Below are 14143 nucleotides of genomic sequence, written 5' to 3' on the forward strand. Positions count from 1 at the left end.
AAGGTGGCTTTTCCGCCGCGGATCAGGTGTCGGTGTCCGGCGTAGCCGCAGTTTGCGCAGGCGGTATTGGCTCGCGATCCAGCAGCGCTTCCGCGCTCACCAGTACATCGCGGACAACCGTGTCCTCTTCGGTCAGCTTGGGGACCGATCGACCGCCAATCGTGATCGCCAGCGCATAAGGCCGACCCGTCCATATCTGCGGACCGTCGGCATCTTCGGGAATGGTGAAGCTGTCACCAGCTGCCATCTGAGCCTCGTAAAGACGTTCGCCATCGGCGTCGTAGAACTTGACCCAGGTGCCATCCATCTCGCTGGTGAAAACCACCGGCCCGCCAGTCGGCTGGGCTGCGGGAGCTTCCTCGGCGACCGAAGGCGTGTCGTTGGCTGCGAACTGCTCTTCCGGGGCTTCCAGCGGCGCCGGGCCAAGGCCGGGCGCGAAGTAGCTCGAGTAGAAGGCGTAGACACCGCCCAGCAGCAGGATTGCCGCGAGCGCTGCAAACCACGCAAGACCGCGCCCGGGAACACGGCCTGGATCGCCTGGCTCGAACTTGGCTGGCTTGTCGGTATCGATGCCGTCTGCCTCGGCCAGTTCGGCGCGAACCTGGTCAAGGATTTCACCCTCGTCCAGACCGAGCATGCGCGCATAGGTGCGGCTGAACCCGACAGCATAGGTGCGCGAAGGCAAGGCGCCGAAATCGCCCGCCTCGATGGTAGTGAGGTGGCGCTGGGGGATGCGGGTTTCTGCGGCGACCTGCTCGATCGACAGGCCCTTGGCCTCACGCGCTTCGCGCAAGCGATCTCCTACACGCGCAACGTGCGTTTCCTCGTGCTCGACTGAGACGTCTTCTTCCATGCGAATCCCGAATGTTTGACCCCGTGCGGGTGTTCCCGCTCCCGATTGGCGGCGACGAGAGAGTTTCCCGTGCGCCAAGTCAAGAGCGGCATTAGGCTACCCCATCGGCCTCGCAGACGAAACGCGCTGTTTAAGCGACGAAATCAGTCGATCTCGATATCGTTGTCGATCGCCCAGGCAGCGAGTGCCGCGCGCATGTCGAGCGGCGGCGATATCAACCACTGCTGCATCTGTGTAGTGAGGTCGGGCAGATAGACCTTGCGGACCAACTCCTTGATCGGACCGACCGCTGCCGGAGTGATCGAGAAGCGCGTGTAGCCGAGACCCATGAGCGCAAGCGCCTCGAGGCGGCCTCCGCCCATCTCTCCGCAGATCCCGATGCGCACATTGCTGCCGACCATCTGATTGGCGATGCGCGCGAGAAAGCGGAGGATCGACGGGCTCAGCCAGTCATAACGCTCGGCGAGTTTGGGGTTGGCCCTGTCGGCGGCGAAGAGGAACTGGGTCAGATCGTTCGTGCCGACCGAAATGAAGGACAGGCGGGGCAGGAGCTGGTCGAGCACCTCGGCAAGCGAGGGGACTTCCAGCATGCAACCATATTCGATCGATTCCGGCAGCACCTTGCGGCGATCGCGCAGGAACTGAACCTGCTCCTCGAAAATCGCCTTGGCGGCATCGAATTCCCACGGCTCGGACACCATCGGGAACATGACCGAGAGCTGCCGCCCCGAAGCCGCTTCGAGCAGGGCACGGGCCTGCGCCTTGAGCAGGCCCTCGCGCTCCAGCGAGAGGCGCAGCGCGCGCCAGCCCATCGCGGGGTTCTCGTCCTTCTCGGCAGTATCGTTGTCGAGATAGGGCACAGCCTTGTCTCCGCCGATATCGACGGTTCGGAAGATGACGGGTTTGCCGTCTGCTGCGTCGAGCACATCGCGGTAGAGCCGCATCTGCCGCTCGCGCGCGGGCAAGGTAGAGGAAACGAGGAACTGGAACTCGGTGCGGAACAGCCCGATGCCGTCCGCGCCGGTCAGTTGCAGCGCGCTCACATCGTCGCGCAGGCCAGCATTCATCATCACCGTGATGCGCGTGCCGTCGCGGGTAAAGGGTTCGACGTCGCGCAGTTCGGCATAAGTGGCCGCCCGCTCCCGGCTCTTGGCGAAACGCGCATCGAAGGCTTCGAGCAGCGGCTGCGAGGGACGCAGCGTGACCGTGCCCTTGTCGGCATCGACCAGCACCTCGTCGCCTTCCGAAACGCGCGAACGGATACGCGGGACGCGGCCGAGCACGGGAATGCCCATCGCGCGCGCAACGATCACGACATGCGCCGTAAGCGAGCCTTCTTCGAGCACGACGCCCTTGAGGCGCCGGCGGTCGTATTCGAGCAGTTCTGCGGGGCCGAGATTGCGAGCGAACAGGATCGTGTCGCGCCTCAGACCCTGCGAGGCGGCGGTTCCGAGCTGCCCCGAGACGATGCGCAGCAGCCGGTTCGAGAGATCCTCGAGATCGTGCATCCGGTCCGCAAGCAGCGGATCGTCGATTTCACGCATGCGCATGCGGGTGCGCTGCTGAACACGCTCGATCGCAGCCTCGGCGGTCAGGCCGCTGTCAATCGCCTCATTGATGCGGCGGCTCCAGCCTTCGTCGTAGGCGAACATCTTGTAGGTCTCGAGGACCTCGACATGTTCGCCGCCCTTCCCGAATTCGGGTTCGCGGCCCATCGCGTCGATCTGGTCGCGCATCTTGTCGAAGGCGCGGTAGACGCGCTGGCGTTCGGCCTCGATGTCCTCTGCGACCACCTGGTCGATCTCGACGCGTGGCTGGTGAAATACGGCCTGCCCCATGGCGAGGCCCTTGACCAGCGTCAGGCCATCAATCACCTCGCATTCGGTAGAGATCTCGTCGAAATCGAGCGCTTCCTCGTCGTCGACGAGTTCCTTGTGGGCGATCAGTTCGGACAGCACCATCGCAGTGGTCTGCAGCGCCTCGATCTCCACTTCTTCGTAGCGGCGCGGCTCGACATGCTGGACGCACAGAACGCCCACCGCGCGCTCGCGGTAGACGATGGGCACGCCGGCGAAGGAGTGGAATTTCTCCTCTCCCGTTTCGGGCCGATAGAGGAAGTCGGGATGCGCTTTGGCCTCGGCGAGGTTCAGCGTTTCGATGTTCTTGGCGATCGTGCCGGTCAGCCCTTCGCCGATACCCATGCGGGTGACGTGGACCGCCTCCGGGTTGAGACCGCGGGTAGCATAGAGTTCGAGTTCGCCATCGCGCAGCAGGTAGATCGAGCAGACCTCGCTCGTCAGGCTTTCTGCGATGATCTCGACCACGCGGTCGAGCTTGTGCTGGGCATGGTGGCGACCGGCCATGACCTCGTGCAGGCGCGTGAGGATCTGGCGGGCGGATGCGGCTGCTGACATGGTCAGCGGCTATAGCAAAAATGAAGGGGTGTGGAAGCGGGGCGGAGAGAGAAAAACCTTGCCGCCCCGCAATCTATCACGGTGCCGATCAGTTGGCGGCGATCTCTTCCTTGATCTTCAGCTTCTGCTTCTTGAGCTGCTGGATCATCGCGATGTCGGGCGCTGGCCTTGCCTGTTCGTCGTGCAGGCGGGCTTCCAGTCCTGCGTGCTTGGCTTTGAGAGCGGCGACATGGGATGATTGCATCGGATTGTCTCCTTAAGAGTTGTACGACCCCAGGAGCGACTCGTGCCTTGCGGCACGGGCCGCGAATTAACTATCAAACCACAGCTTTCCGAATTTACAAAGCCCCTCTCACGGGCCATGCGATAAAGCGAGTTACGGGAACGACGGCAGTGAACGAGCAGGAACTTCGCAAGCGCTTGGAATCGCTCAAGAGCGAGCATCGCGACCTCGATGTCGCGATTGCCGCGCTGACCGAGGCAGGTGAAGGTGGCGGCTTCGTCGACCAGCTGCAGATCGCGCGCTTGAAGAAGCGCAAGCTGCAGCTGAAGGACCGTATCTCCGCGATCGAAGACAATCTGATCCCCGACATCATCGCCTGACCAGGCCCAGCTTCCCGTCCCGTATCGGGACGCTGCCCGAAAGAGCTATCGGATCGCGGGAGCGATCATGGTAACCCGACGTTCACCATGGACATGGACCGTACGATTCACGAGCAGGTCGTCGAAGACCTCTACGCAGAAGCATTGATGCTGGCCGACGATGCGCGCGCGACATTCGACCTGCGCGACGAGGCCAGCCGCGGCAATTCACCCGACAATGTGCGGATCGCGCTCTCGGTGGAGGGGCTTCGCACTACCACCCGCGTGATGCATGTGCTCGCATGGCTCCTGAACCAACGCGCCTACCAGTCCGGAGAGCTTAGCAGGACGCAGCTGCGCCGGCACGGCACGCTTGGCGCCGAGCGTCCCTCGGACCCGGCGAATATGGAACTGCTCGAACCGGCCACCCGCATGCTCATCCGCGAGACCGAACGCCTCCATGCGCGTGTCGCTCGCCTCGACGAGGAGATGCGCGCGCAAGACGAGAATGGCAGCGAAGCGGTCAGCGCAATGCAGGACCGCATCGCGCAGGCTTTCGGCCGCGGCTAGGCCACCGAAAGTGCGCGGGCGTAGCGCGCGAGGCGGTCCCTCCTGACATCTTCCGACATTGCAGGCGTGAAGCTGCGTGCAGCCCCGCGCATCGCGCTCGCCGCCTCTTCGAGCGATGGATAGAGCCCTGCACCGACGCTCGCGCAGATCGCCGCACCAAGCGCCGTGGTCTCTACGAAATCGGGTCTCTCGACCTCGAGGTCGAGGATGTTTGCCAGGTCCTGCGCCATCCAGTCGTTCGCGCTCATCCCGCCGTCGATCTTTAGGCTCGCCCACGGCGCTCCGTCGGCTGCGAAAGCCGAGGCGAGATCATGCGTCTGGTGCGCCATGGCTTCGAGCGCGGCGCGCGCGATCTGCGCCTTGCCGCTCGCGAAGCTGAGGCCTGAGATGACGCCGCGCGCGTCGGGCTTCCAGTGCGGAGCCCCTAGGCCGGCGAGCGCCGGTACGATCACGACCTCGCCGCTATCCTCGATCGAGCGCGCAAGGTCCTCGGTCTCTCCGGCGCTTCCGATCAGGCCGAGCTGGTCGCGCAGGTACTGGACGAGGCTGCCCGCGACGAAACAGGCGCCCTCGACCGCATAGGTCCGCTGTCCTCCCGACTGGTGCAGAACCGTGCCGAGCAGGCGATTGTCGGAACGCGGGATGTCGCGGCCCTTGTTCGTGAGCACGAATGCACCCGTGCCGTAGGTCGCCTTGGTCTCGCCGAAAGACAGGCACCCCTGCCCGATGGTCGCAGATTGCTGGTCGCCGACAAGGCCGCAGACCGGGATTTCCCTTCCGAGCCATTCCGAAGAGCAATTCGCCAGCGGTCCGTGAGTGTCCACCACCTCGGGTAGCGCGGCCAGCGGAACGCCGAACAGCTCGCATAGATCTTCGTCGAACTGGGCGTCGTCGAGAGCGAGCAACAATGTCCGGCTCGCATTACTCGCATCCGACACATGGGTGCCGCCCGACAGCTTTAAGACGAGCCAGCTTTCGACCGTCCCGAAAGCCAGCGTGCCCTCTTGCGCGGCTGCGGCGACGGCATCGTCATTGTCGAGCATCCAGCGCATCTTGGTGCCGGAGAAATAGGGGTCGAGCAGCAGGCCTGTACGCTTCTGGACTTCGGCCTCGTGGCCTGCGTCCTTCAGCTTTGCGCAGAATCCCGCCGTTCGCCGGTCCTGCCAGACGATTGCGCGTGCCAGCGGTTCGCCTGTGCCGCGATCCCAGGCCACCACCGTTTCACGCTGGTTGGTGATCCCGATCGCCGCGATCTGCGAGGCACCCTCGCCCACGGCCTCGCGCATGCAGGACAGCGTCTTGTCCCAGATTTCCGCCGCGTCATGCTCCACCCAGCCGGGCTTGGGATAGTGCTGTGTCAGCTCCGCCTGCGCGACGCTTTCCATGCGTCCCTCGCGGCTGAAAACCATGGCCCTTGTCGAAGTCGTCCCCGCGTCGAGGACCAGAATTTTGTCTCCCATGCGCCCCTCCCTATCGACAAGCCGCGGTAATCGCTACAGGCTTCACCCATGGCAGGTCCTCCACCCAAACCATGGCCCACCGGCGAGGCCATGCAGCTCGAACCGCTCGTGCGCCGCGTGCTCGCGCCCAATCCCTCGCCCTATACCTATACCGGCACGCAGACCTACATCGTCGGCATCGGCGACGGCTGCGCGGTGATCGACCCCGGCCCGGACGAGAAGGCGCACCTTCTCGCTCTTGATGCGGCTATCGGCGAAGAGCATGTCTGTGCGATCATGTGCACGCATACGCACCGTGACCATTCACCCGCAGCAAAGACACTTGCCGCGCGAACAGGCGCGCCCATCGTGGGCTGCGCTCCGCTGGTTCTCGACGACAGCGGCCCGCGCGCCGATGCGAGTTTCGACCGGACCTACGAGCCAGACCGCGTGCTCGAGGATGGCGAGGCGATGACCGGCCCCGGCTGGACACTGCGCGCCGTCGCCACGCCCGGCCATGTATCGAACCACCTGTGTTTCGCTCTCGAAGAAAGCGGCGCGGTCTTCACCGGTGACCATGTGATGGGCTGGTCGACCAGCGTCGTGGTACCACCCGATGGCGACATGGCGGATTACATGGCGAGCCTCGAGAAGCTTTACGGCCGCGAGCAGGACAAGGTGTACTACCCCGCCCATGGCGAGGCGATCGAGAAGCCGCGCCAGCTGGTCCGCGGAATGATCGGCCATCGCCGCCAGCGCGAAAACCAGATCCTGCGCCATTTACGCGAAGAGCCGCACGAAGCGGCCGATTTCGTCCCCAAGATGTACAAGGGCCTGGACGAACGCCTGCACGGCGCGGCGAAGATGTCGGTTACGGCGCATCTGATCGATTTGGAAAGGCGCGGGCTGGCGACGCGCGAAGGCACAATGTGGAGCGCAGTCTAGCGCCATCCACAGCTCGGTTTGACGAGAAGGCGGAGCGGAAATAGCTTCGCCGCAAAAGAACAGACAGGTCGCGTGAATTCCGAGAGGGGGAGGAATACGGGACATGGCAACAGCCGCAGCCACGCCGCAGGATCAGGCGATCCGGGGCAATACGCGCTTTTTCACGATCATGGCTTTCGTCATGTCGTTCATCATCATTGCTGGCTTCACGCTCAATCTCGCGATGGGTCGGTCCAGCTTCGACGCACCGATCGCCTATCACCTGCACGGGGTGGTCTTCATGACCTGGCTCGGCATCTATTGCGGTCAGCATGTCACCGCCTCGAGCGGCAATTGGATCCTTCACGCCAAGTTCGGGAAGCTCGCCTATCTCTGGGTGCCCCTGATGCTGGTCTTCGGATCGGTCATCATGATTGTGGTCGCGCGCCGGACGGGCGGGCCGTTCTTCTTCCATGTGAGCGAGTTCCTGTGGAGCAACATGATGCTCCTTTGGCTGTTCGGCGGCCTCACCTTCTGGGCGCTGCGCCGCCGTCGCTATACCGGCTGGCACCGCCGATTGATGTTGTGCGGCATGGCGATCCTGACCGGCCCGGGCCTCGGGCGGTTGTTGCCGCTTCCGCTGATGATCCCCAACTCATGGCTGATCACGACGCTTGCGACGATGATCTTCCCGGTCATCGGCATGATCGCCGACAAGCGCAGCCAGGGCCGCGTCCACCCAGCCTACTGGTGGGGCCTCGGGCTCTATGTCGGCGTCTTCGCCGTTTCGATGCTGATAGCCTTTTCGCCCTTCGGGATCGCGGTGACCGAGCAGGTCATCGCCGGAACCCCGGGTGCGGAGCGGCCCATGGAAGCGTTCCTGCCTCCCGGTTTCAGCATGTAAGGCGCGGAACCCCCTCGCCACGCGGCTCGTTCCGTCTATAAGCGCCGCAAAGCCATTCAGACGGGACACGAACATGACCGCCGAAACCAGCCTGCCGACAGGCGAGGACCTGCTCTCCGAAATCGATCGCCTCCGCAAGGAGAAGAACGCGATCATCCTCGCGCACTATTACCAAAGCGCGCAGATCCAGGATCTCGCCGATTTCGTGGGCGACAGCCTCGAGCTCTCGCGCAAGGCGGCCGAGACCGATGCCGACGTCATCGCGTTCTGCGGCGTGAAGTTCATGGCCGACACGGCCAAGATCCTGAGCCCTGAAAAGATCGTCGTCTTGCCCGACATGGACGCAGGCTGCAGCCTGGAGGACAGCTGCCCGCCCGAGAAGTTCAAGGCTTTCCGCGAGGCGCACCCTGATCACATCGCGCTGACCTACATCAACTGCTCGACAGAGGTGAAGGCGCTCAGCGACATCATCGTCACCTCGTCCAGCGCCGAGACGATCATCAGCCAGATTCCCGAAGACCAGAAGATCATCTTCGGCCCCGACCGGCACCTCGGCAGCTACATGAGCCGCAAGTTCAATCGTGACATGCTGCTCTGGCCGGGCGTGTGCATCGTGCACGAAGCCTTCAGCGAGACCGAATTGCTCAAGCTGAAGCAGCAGCATCCCGATGCGCCGATCGCCGCCCACCCCGAGTGCCCGCCGACCATCGTCGAGCATGCCGATTATGTCGGTTCGACCAGCGGCATCCTGCAGTTCGCCCAGACCTTTGAGGGCGACACGCTGATCGTCGCGACCGAGCCGCACATCATCCACCAGATGGAAAAGGCGCTGCCCGAGAAGACCTTCATCGGCGCACCGGGCGCGGACGGCAACTGCAGCTGCAACATTTGCCCCTACATGGCGCTCAATACGCTGGAGAAGCTCTACACCTGCCTGCGCGATCTGGAACCGCGTATCGAGATCGAGGAAGGCCTGCGCCTGAAGGCCAAGCAGAGCCTCGACCGCATGCTCGAGATGGCCAGCGGCACGATCGGCAAGGGCGACCTCGGCAGGGTCTAGGCAACTCTTTCCAGTCCTGCGCGTTTAGGCGGGCATGACAGCGGAATTGCGCTTTTTCTGGGCCCGGCTCAACGCCAATTACTGGTTCTATCCGGCGCTCTTCTCGCTGATTGCAGCGATACTGGCGACGATGATGGTGTGGCTCGATCGCTCGGGCTTCGCCGAATTTCTGAACGACGTCGAATGGATCGTCCCCGCACGGCCCAAGGGTGCGGCAGACATGCTGACCGTGATGGCGGGAAGCATGATCGGGGTTGCCTCGACCGTGTTCTCGATCACTATCGCAGCGGTCGCTTATGCCAGCGGCAATTACGGCCCGCGCCTCCTCACCAATTTCATGGAGGACCGCGGCAACCAAGTCAGCCTTGCGACTTTCATCGGCAGCTTCGTCTACGCACTGATCGTCCTGCGCGCTGTGCGGGCAGAGGATGAAACCCCCGCCACGACCGGCGAAGCCGCGGCGACCGCCCTGCCCGGCTTCACACCGCAGCTTTCGCTGCTAGTCGCCTATCTGTTGATGGCCCTGTGCGTCGCGGTGCTGGTCTTCTTCCTCAATCACGTCCCTTCCTCCATCCGCATCAACAAGGTGCTCGAGGGAATAGGTCGGCGCTTGCTCGACGCGATCCGCGAGACCTATCCGGTAGAGGACGAATTCTCGGATGCCATCGAATCGAAGGGTGGCGAGCCGCTGACCGCGTGGGATACAGGCTATGTCCAGCTGATCGACTTCGAGGATTTGGAGGGGATCGCGCGGGATTGTGGCTGCACCTTCTCGTTGATGGTTCGCACCGGCGACTTCGTCCACCGCGACATGCCATTCATGCGCATCGAGGGCTGCAAGCCCGAGAGTATCGAGGACAAGGTACGCGACTGCTTCACGCTTGGCGCAACGCGGACGCCCGAACAGGATCCGCAATTCCTGATCGACGAGCTTGTGGAGATCGGGCTGCGTGCGCTGTCGCCCGGGATCAACGATCCCTTCACTGCTATCACCGCGCTCCACTGGCTTGGCGCGGCCACTGCCGAGATCGGGCGGCGCGACCTGCGCAAGGATATCTGCGGCGAGGACGCGGAGGACTGTCCGGTGATCCCCTGCCCCGACGACTTCGAACATTATGTGAAACGCGGCTTCGGTTCGATCCGCAGCGCGGTAGCGACTTCGCCGATCGCCGCGGAAGTCATGCTGGATACGCTTGCCAAGGCTTCGGTTCCGATCAAGGACGAGCGACGCCAGAAGATCCTCAAGGCCGAAGCGGACAATCTCGCAGCGCAGGCGCGCACGGTCCTCGTGGGCCCGGACCTCGAACGCTTCGAAGCCCATCACGCCGAGTTCAATCGCGAATTCTGGTGATCAGTCCGCGTCAGGTGCCCGCACACGCGGCGGGCTGCTGCGGGCAAGGATCAAGGCCGCCCCGACGAGTACCATCCCGAGGATGTCGAGCGGCACCAGCAGTTCGCCGAACACGAACCAGCCGACAGTTGCCGCGACGGCAGGCTGGGTTAGCAAAGCCATGCCGATAATCAGCGGCGGGAAGTGGCCCAGCGAATAGACGAGCAGGCCCTGCCCGATGATCTGGCTCGTGAGCGCGAGAAGCAGCACCGGCGTCCAGCCCGCTTCGCCCGGCCAGACGGGCTCTCCTGCAAGGACGGCCATGCCGAGCAGCAGCGGCGATGCGGCAAGGCTCACCAGCAGGAGCACGCTCCACTGGCCGAGTGCCGCACGCGCCCTCTGGGCGGGCAGGAGGTAGAAAGCGTAACAGATGCCGGCGAACAGGCAAAACAGGTCGCCGATGAAGGTGGTCGTCGAAATCTCAAGGCTGCGGCCGAGCAGGATGGCCGCACCGACAAGCGCCGCGATCACGCCCCCGCCTTCCCGCAACGAGGGCGCGCGGCGCAGCGCAAAGAGACCCCAAAGCATCAGGATCACGCTTCCCGAATTACCGAAGAGCACTGCGTTCCCTAGCCGCGTGCGCTCGATCCCGATGTGCCAGCTGGCAAGGTCGAGCGAGAAGAACACGCCCGCCGCCATGACCAGCATGGTCAGCTTCCAGTCGAGGTTGCCGGGCCCGCGCGCCCGCCAGGCAAGGAACGCGATCAGCGGTATGGGGAGGAACAAGCGCCAAAACGCCGCGGACACCGGACCGGTGTCGGCCAGCCTCACCAGCCAGGGTCCGAGCGCCAGTGCGACATTACCCGCAATCAGCGCGGCAAACTGCCACGCGCCGGCCTGAAAGCCATTGTTGTCGGCGCTGGCGGTTGTCTGGCCCATATTCGCCCCCTAGCTCTCTTGTCACACAAGGCCAGCCAAAAAGGATCTCGCCTCCATGCACGACACATTGTTCGAACCGCTCAAACTTGGCGCCATCGAGGCGAAGAACCGTATCATCATGGCCCCGCTCACGCGCGGCCGCTCGACACAGCCGGGTTCGGTGCCGAACGAGATGATGGCGACCTATTACCGACAGCGCGCGGGCGCCGGACTGATCATTTCCGAGGCAACCGGCATAAGCGTCGAAGGTCTGGGATGGCCCGCCGCCCCCGGCATCTGGAGCGACGAGCAGGTCGAAGGCTGGAAGCTCGTGACCAGCGCGGTACACGAGGAAGGCGGCAAGATCGTGCTGCAGATGTGGCACATGGGCCGCCTCGTCCATCCCGATTTCCTCGGTGGTAATCCGCCGGTCTCTGCCAGCGCCACCAAGGCGCCGGGCCATGCACATACTTTCGAGGGCCGCAAGGATTACGAGCAGTCGCGCGAGCTTTCGGTCGAGGAGATCGCTCGCGTGGTCGGAGACTATCGCCACGCCGCCGAGAACGCGAAGAAGGCCGGTTTTGACGGCGTGCAGCTGCACGGCGCGAATGGCTATCTCGTCGACCAGTTCCTGCGCGACAGCACAAACCTACGCGAGGACGAATACGGCGGCTCGCCGGAAAACCGCACCCGCTTTCTGCGCGAAGTCCTGACCGCGCTGATCGATGTCTGGGGCGCCGACCGGGTCTCGGTGCGCCTTTCGCCCAATGGCGAGACGCAAGGCTGCGACGACAGCGATCCGGCGGCAACCTTCGGCGCTGCCGCCAACGTGGTCCAGGGCCTCGGCCTCGGCTTTCTCGAACTGCGCGAGCCGGGACCGGAGGGCACCTTCGGAGCGACCGACGTACCCAAGCAGAGCCCGCTTATACGCACGATTTACAAGGGCCCGCTCGTCCTCAACAGCGACTACACGCCCCAGGATGCCGTCGCCGACATTAAAGCGGATCGCTGTGACGCGGTCAGCTGGGGCCGGGATTTCATCTCCAATCCCGATCTGCCCGAGCGATTCCGCCTCGGGGCCGATCTCCAGCCCAATGTGAACGTGCCGCAGAGCTGGTACCTGCCGGGGCCCGAGGGATACATCGATTACCCGATGCTAACCAAAACCGACGAAACTGCCTCCTCCTGATTCGCGCCAAAGGGGCGCGCAATCACGGGCAAGGAGGCTTTGGGCTATGGGTTCGTGGTTGCTCGTCCCTGCGGACAAGGAAAAGGCAATGGCACAGGCCGCGTCGGCAGGTGCGGACGTGGTAGTCCTCGACCTTGCGCGCGCCTCGTCCGAGGACCGCAAGCAGCACACGCGCCTTGCCGCGCGCGATTTCCTCATGTCGCACCGCGAACAGGTGGTGGCCGCGCGCAAGTTTTTGCGCTGGGTGCGGATCGGACCGATTGTCGGTATGGAATGGCGGCAGGACCTCGACGCGGCGATCGAAGGCGGTCCGGAAGGCTTCGTCCTTGCGGAATGCGTCGGCCCCGAACAGGTCAAGGAACTGGCGGCCGCTCTCTACGAGCTCGAAGGCCGGCTGGGCATTTCCAACGGTTCGACCAAGATCATTCCCGAAGTAGGCGGATCGCCAACTTCGGCCCTGCAATTGCGCGGCTTTGCAGAGGAGCTTCACCCGCGCGTTTCGGGGCTTGCCTGGGATCCGGCCTTGCTCGCCCGCTCGATGGGGGCACGGCGCATGCGCGGCCCCGGCGGATTGTGGACGGATGCGCTCGCCCATGTCCGGGCGCTGGTGCTACTGACCGCACACTCACGCAACCTCGAGGTCATCGAGGCCCCGTTCCGCAACCTGCGCGAGCCCGAGGGTATGACCCGTGCAGCCGCGGCAGCAGCCGCAGACGGTTTCACTGGAATGCTCGCCATCGATCCGAGCCAGGTGGACGACATCAATAAGGCGTTCGAACCGAGCCAGGAACAGATTGCCGAGGCGCGCGAGCTGGTTGGCGTATTCGCGCTCAATCCGAACGCGCACAGCATCGCCTTTCGTGGGCGCTATGTCGGGCAGGCCGAACTTGCCAAGGCGCGCGCCTTGCTCGGCGAGGGCTGAGACCTACTCGGCGGGCGCTGGTTCGTTGCCAGCCTCGGCGACGGGTTCGGGCGGAGATGCGGGTGCCGGCGGAGCGGCGGGTGCGGGAGCTTCGACGGGTTCGCTGTCTTCGCTGGCCGTCTCGGCCGGGTCCGCACTTTCATCCGAACTGGCCTGCACCGCCCGCGACGGGGCCTGAGAGGTCAGGGTGTCGAGCGGGAGCATGCCGTCGCTTATCGTACCGCCGAGCACTTCGCCGCGCGCGGTCGCGTCCTCGTTCCGCTCCTCGACCTCTTCGGCGCTCTCGCCGCAAGAGGCCAGCGCCAGGCCGGCAAGCAGACCCAATCCGAACCGCTTCATGGCAGTGCACAACCCTTCTTCTCGAGCGCGTCGAGGAAATCTCCCGCGCGGCGCTTCAATGCCTCATCGAACTCCTCGCGCGCAAGAGCTATCCCGAGCCGTTCGAGGCTAGTGACGCCGAATTCATCGATGCCGCAAGGCACGATCCCGGTGAAATGCGACAGGTCGGGCGACAGGTTGACCGAAAAGCCATGCATGGTGACCCAGCGGCGCACGCGCACGCCGATCGCGCCGATCTTCGCCTCGCGCCCATCGATATCGCGCGTCCAGATGCCGATCCGCCCCTCGCTGCGCCAGCATTCGACGCCGAGATCGCCGAGCGTGGCGATCACCCAGCCCTCCAACGAATGCACGAAGCAGCGCACGTCTCTGCCGCGCTCCTTGAGGTCGAGCATGAGATAGCCGATCCGCTGGCCCGGCCCGTGATAGGTGTAGCGGCCACCACGACCCGCTTCGACCACTTCGAAACGCGGATCGAGCAATTCCGCGCCGTCGGCGCTGGTGCCTGCAGTGTAGACCGGCGGGTGTTCAAGCAGCCAGATAAGCTCGCGCGCGCCCTCCTCCGCAATCGCCCGGTTGCGCTCCTCCATCGAGGCGAGCGCATCACGATAGGCGACCTGCGCGCTCTCGGCGCGCCATTCGATCTTTTCGGTGAGTTCAGCGGACATCGGTGATTGCGTGGCGACTGATGCTGCGCTT

General features: G+C 64.2%; 15 protein-coding genes. 8 read left to right on the forward strand and 7 right to left on the reverse strand.

The genetic code is table 11. The features are described from left to right. Positions 1-22: 22 nt before the first annotated feature. From ACZ1G8_RS03325 to ACZ1G8_RS03335, 3 genes are all read right to left on the reverse strand, one after another. A complete protein-coding gene (locus ACZ1G8_RS03325) occupies positions 23-853 on the reverse strand; it encodes a helix-turn-helix domain-containing protein (protein WP_472680387.1) in 831 nt (276 codons plus the stop codon). 143 nt (positions 854-996) lie between these two features. Next, positions 997-3267, reverse strand: a complete 2271-nt coding sequence (ptsP, locus tag ACZ1G8_RS03330; RefSeq protein ID WP_472680388.1) for a phosphoenolpyruvate--protein phosphotransferase — start codon at positions 3265-3267, stop codon at positions 997-999. 88 nt (positions 3268-3355) lie between these two features. After that, positions 3356-3511, reverse strand: coding sequence for a DUF465 domain-containing protein (locus ACZ1G8_RS03335; protein WP_472680389.1), 156 nt, complete (start codon positions 3509-3511; stop codon positions 3356-3358). A gap of 149 nt (positions 3512-3660) precedes the next feature. Here ACZ1G8_RS03335 and ACZ1G8_RS03340 point away from each other — a divergent pair, with 149 nt between their 5' ends. Both ACZ1G8_RS03340 and ACZ1G8_RS03345 read left to right on the forward strand, forming a co-directional pair. Beyond that, positions 3661-3870 carry a YdcH family protein gene (locus ACZ1G8_RS03340; RefSeq protein ID WP_221427771.1) on the forward strand — a complete coding sequence of 70 codons (210 nt, stop codon included), beginning with the start codon at positions 3661-3663 and terminating at the stop codon, positions 3868-3870. A 93-nt stretch (positions 3871-3963) separates the two neighbouring features. Next, complete coding sequence (locus tag ACZ1G8_RS03345; RefSeq protein WP_472680390.1) at positions 3964-4419, forward strand: DUF1465 family protein; 456 nt, start codon at positions 3964-3966, stop codon at positions 4417-4419. Here the strand turns inward: ACZ1G8_RS03345 and ACZ1G8_RS03350 are convergent. Continuing rightward, complete coding sequence (locus tag ACZ1G8_RS03350) at positions 4416-5879, reverse strand: glycerol kinase (protein ID WP_472680391.1); 1464 nt, start codon at positions 5877-5879, stop codon at positions 4416-4418. The genes ACZ1G8_RS03345 and ACZ1G8_RS03350 overlap by 4 nt on opposite strands. Positions 5880-5927: 48 nt before the next feature. Here ACZ1G8_RS03350 and ACZ1G8_RS03355 point away from each other — a divergent pair, with 48 nt between their 5' ends. From ACZ1G8_RS03355 to ACZ1G8_RS03370, 4 genes are all read left to right on the forward strand, one after another. Then, on the forward strand, positions 5928-6803 hold the full coding sequence (locus tag ACZ1G8_RS03355) for an MBL fold metallo-hydrolase (RefSeq protein WP_472680392.1): 876 nt from the start codon (positions 5928-5930) through the stop codon (positions 6801-6803). Between the two features lie 103 nt (positions 6804-6906). Further along, on the forward strand, positions 6907-7686 hold the full coding sequence (locus tag ACZ1G8_RS03360) for a hypothetical protein (protein ID WP_472680393.1): 780 nt from the start codon (positions 6907-6909) through the stop codon (positions 7684-7686). Between the two features lie 73 nt (positions 7687-7759). Then, complete coding sequence (nadA, locus tag ACZ1G8_RS03365) at positions 7760-8746, forward strand: quinolinate synthase NadA (protein ID WP_221554304.1); 987 nt, start codon at positions 7760-7762, stop codon at positions 8744-8746. Between the two features lie 34 nt (positions 8747-8780). After that, positions 8781-10097, forward strand: coding sequence for a DUF2254 domain-containing protein (locus ACZ1G8_RS03370; protein ID WP_472680394.1), 1317 nt, complete (start codon positions 8781-8783; stop codon positions 10095-10097). Here ACZ1G8_RS03370 and ACZ1G8_RS03375 read toward each other — a convergent pair whose 3' ends face one another. After that, positions 10098-11015 (reverse strand): DMT family transporter, encoded by a 918-nt coding sequence (locus ACZ1G8_RS03375; RefSeq protein WP_472680395.1) that lies wholly within the window; start codon positions 11013-11015, stop codon positions 10098-10100. It abuts the gene before it with no gap. A gap of 55 nt (positions 11016-11070) precedes the next feature. Here ACZ1G8_RS03375 and ACZ1G8_RS03380 point away from each other — a divergent pair, with 55 nt between their 5' ends. Further along, positions 11071-12183, forward strand: coding sequence for an alkene reductase (locus tag ACZ1G8_RS03380; protein ID WP_472680396.1), 1113 nt, complete (start codon positions 11071-11073; stop codon positions 12181-12183). Between the two features lie 46 nt (positions 12184-12229). Next, positions 12230-13105 carry an HpcH/HpaI aldolase/citrate lyase family protein gene (locus tag ACZ1G8_RS03385; RefSeq protein WP_472680397.1) on the forward strand — a complete coding sequence of 292 codons (876 nt, stop codon included), beginning with the start codon at positions 12230-12232 and terminating at the stop codon, positions 13103-13105. 3 nt (positions 13106-13108) lie between these two features. Here the strand turns inward: ACZ1G8_RS03385 and ACZ1G8_RS03390 are convergent, their stop codons facing one another. Both ACZ1G8_RS03390 and lipB read right to left on the reverse strand, forming a co-directional pair. Then, the gene (locus ACZ1G8_RS03390) at positions 13109-13444 is read right to left on the reverse strand and encodes a hypothetical protein (RefSeq protein WP_472680398.1); all 336 of its coding nucleotides are present in this window, start codon (positions 13442-13444) and stop codon (positions 13109-13111) included. Next, positions 13441-14112, reverse strand: coding sequence for a lipoyl(octanoyl) transferase LipB (gene lipB / locus ACZ1G8_RS03395; RefSeq protein WP_472680399.1), 672 nt, complete (start codon positions 14110-14112; stop codon positions 13441-13443). The genes ACZ1G8_RS03390 and lipB overlap by 4 nt, the downstream gene beginning before the upstream one ends. Positions 14113-14143: the final 31 nt, after the last annotated feature.

The sequence above is a fragment of the Qipengyuania sp. BR81-2 genome (assembly GCF_055693895.1).

Coding starts and splice junctions, on each gene's coding strand:
- ACZ1G8_RS03325 (WP_472680387.1), bottom strand. CDS start 853: ATGGAAGAAGACGTCTCAGTCGAGCACGAGGAAACGCACGTTGCGCGT.
- ptsP (WP_472680388.1), bottom strand. CDS start 3,267: ATGTCAGCAGCCGCATCCGCCCGCCAGATCCTCACGCGCCTGCACGAG.
- ACZ1G8_RS03335 (WP_472680389.1), bottom strand. CDS start 3,511: ATGCAATCATCCCATGTCGCCGCTCTCAAAGCCAAGCACGCAGGACTG.
- ACZ1G8_RS03345 (WP_472680390.1), top strand. CDS start 3,964: ATGGACCGTACGATTCACGAGCAGGTCGTCGAAGACCTCTACGCAGAA.
- ACZ1G8_RS03350 (WP_472680391.1), bottom strand. CDS start 5,879: ATGGGAGACAAAATTCTGGTCCTCGACGCGGGGACGACTTCGACAAGG.
- ACZ1G8_RS03355 (WP_472680392.1), top strand. CDS start 5,928: ATGGCAGGTCCTCCACCCAAACCATGGCCCACCGGCGAGGCCATGCAG.
- ACZ1G8_RS03360 (WP_472680393.1), top strand. CDS start 6,907: ATGGCAACAGCCGCAGCCACGCCGCAGGATCAGGCGATCCGGGGCAAT.
- nadA (WP_221554304.1), top strand. CDS start 7,760: ATGACCGCCGAAACCAGCCTGCCGACAGGCGAGGACCTGCTCTCCGAA.
- ACZ1G8_RS03370 (WP_472680394.1), top strand. CDS start 8,781: ATGACAGCGGAATTGCGCTTTTTCTGGGCCCGGCTCAACGCCAATTAC.
- ACZ1G8_RS03375 (WP_472680395.1), bottom strand. CDS start 11,015: ATGGGCCAGACAACCGCCAGCGCCGACAACAATGGCTTTCAGGCCGGC.
- ACZ1G8_RS03380 (WP_472680396.1), top strand. CDS start 11,071: ATGCACGACACATTGTTCGAACCGCTCAAACTTGGCGCCATCGAGGCG.
- ACZ1G8_RS03385 (WP_472680397.1), top strand. CDS start 12,230: ATGGGTTCGTGGTTGCTCGTCCCTGCGGACAAGGAAAAGGCAATGGCA.
- ACZ1G8_RS03390 (WP_472680398.1), bottom strand. CDS start 13,444: ATGAAGCGGTTCGGATTGGGTCTGCTTGCCGGCCTGGCGCTGGCCTCT.
- lipB (WP_472680399.1), bottom strand. CDS start 14,112: ATGTCCGCTGAACTCACCGAAAAGATCGAATGGCGCGCCGAGAGCGCG.